General features: G+C 68.5%; 2 protein-coding genes. One reads left to right on the top strand and one right to left on the bottom strand.

What is annotated here, in order from left to right; all coding sequences use genetic code 11:
• Positions 1-197: 197 nt before the first annotated feature.
• Entirely contained in the window at positions 198-998 is an 801-nt protein-coding gene (locus tag ER13_RS17240; RefSeq protein WP_230307744.1) for a class I SAM-dependent methyltransferase, read from the top strand.
• Here the strand turns inward: ER13_RS17240 and ER13_RS17235 are convergent.
• Positions 982-1,275, bottom strand: coding sequence for a hypothetical protein (locus ER13_RS17235; protein WP_035311360.1), 294 nt, complete (start codon positions 1,273-1,275; stop codon positions 982-984). The genes ER13_RS17240 and ER13_RS17235 overlap by 17 nt on opposite strands.
• Positions 1,276-1,636: the final 361 nt, after the last annotated feature.

Here is a 1,636-nt window from a genome sequence, read left to right as displayed (position 1 = left end):
CGCCGGGGACGGGCGAGCGGGAAGGGGGCGGGCTGATAGGGAAGCATGGACGGATGACCTTGAAAACCTGGCGACGGACTAGCGCCGCCGGGGCGGAGGCGCAAATCGCGTGATGCGTCAGATCGTTTCGCGCGTGATACCGGCTTGCGCGGAGCGACGAAATGCGAGCCTATCGCAACGAAATCAGGGAGACGGCGATGATGAAGAGATTGGCGGCGGGCGCGGCGGTTCTGGCCCTGGCGGCGGGGCTGTCCGGCTGCATCATCATCGCGTCGGAGGGCGGCGAGCGGACGGTGGTCGTGGACAGCGCGCCTCTGGCCGCCCCGGCCTATGTCTCGCTTTATACGGACGCGGTGGCTGATCCGAAACGCCCGGCCGAAGAAGTGGCGCGCGATCCCCTGCGTCATCCGGCCGAGATCCTGGCCTTCGCCCAGCTGGCGCCGGGCGACAAGGTGGCCGATGTGCGCCCCGGCGCCGGCTATTTCACCCGGCTGTTCTCGGACGTGGTCGGGCCGACGGGGCGGGTCTACGCCTTCGTGCCCGAGCGGACCATGGCGCGGGAGAACCCAATGGCCGACGCCCTGGTCGCCGCCTATCCCAATGTGACGCGGGTCAACGGCCTGCTGGACGCCATGACCTATGACCAGCCGTTGGACATGGTCTTCATGAGCCAGGAATATCACGACTTCCATATCCCCGGTTTCAACACCGATGTGGCCCGGATGAACGCGGCCGTGTTCGCGGCCCTGAAGCCCGGGGGGCGCTATATCCTGATCGACCACCAGGCGGCGGCGGGGACCGGCATTTCGGCGGTCCAGACCCTGCACCGGATCGAGGGCGATTATCTGAAGCGCGAGGTCGAGGCGGCGGGCTTCGTCTTTGAGGGCGAGAGCGCGGCCGTGGCCAATCCGGCCGACGACCACAGCCTGAACGTCTTCGACGCCGCCATTCGCGGCAAGACCGATCAATTCGTCTATCGCTTCAGAAAGCCGGGCTGAGGTCTTCAGGTTCGGGAGCGTCGGTCGAGCGGGCGCTCGCCTCCCGCGCCTCCCGCGCCCGTCTGAGGGCGCCGGTTTCGGCCCGGAGAAGCGGGCCGGGGACGATATAGTCGGCATAGGCCGGACGGCGACGGGCCTTGACCTGCCGCAGGAACAGGCTTTCGCGCTCGGTCAGGGGTTCGGCTTCTCCGGCGGCGATCAGCTCGAGCCGGTGTCGCTGCAGCGCATAGGCGAAGGCGTCGTCATGGCGGGCGCTGGACGGACGGCGAGGACGCATCGGGGACTCCTTCTGGACGTGGGTGAATTGGCTCTGTCTTCGCGGGGGACCTGCGAAGTCGGGGAGGGCTCGGGACGCCGGGGCTGCGCCCGGAGGGAATGTGTTTTTACCGTTTCGGCGCAGGCGTCGTCCCGAGAGGCCGTTTTCCACACGCGCTCCGGCTGGCGGCCCTCGTCTTCGAGCCTTGCCGGATCGGCGGGCCGCCTTGTGACGGCCTCGCCCGGGCGGAAATGCCGGCAAAGATCGACACCGGACCGCTTTCCTAACCATGCGTCGCGTGGGAAGCGGCCTCCAACACCGGCCCTAAGGACCCCAGCGGGCTCCTCCCCCCCCGCTTCATCGCTCCACCCCCACCCCCCCC

It is taken from the genome of Brevundimonas sp. EAKA, from assembly GCF_000698025.1.
Lineage (GTDB): Bacteria > Pseudomonadota > Alphaproteobacteria > Caulobacterales > Caulobacteraceae > Brevundimonas > Brevundimonas mediterranea_A.
This window is presented reverse-complemented; position numbering and strand designations above follow the sequence as displayed.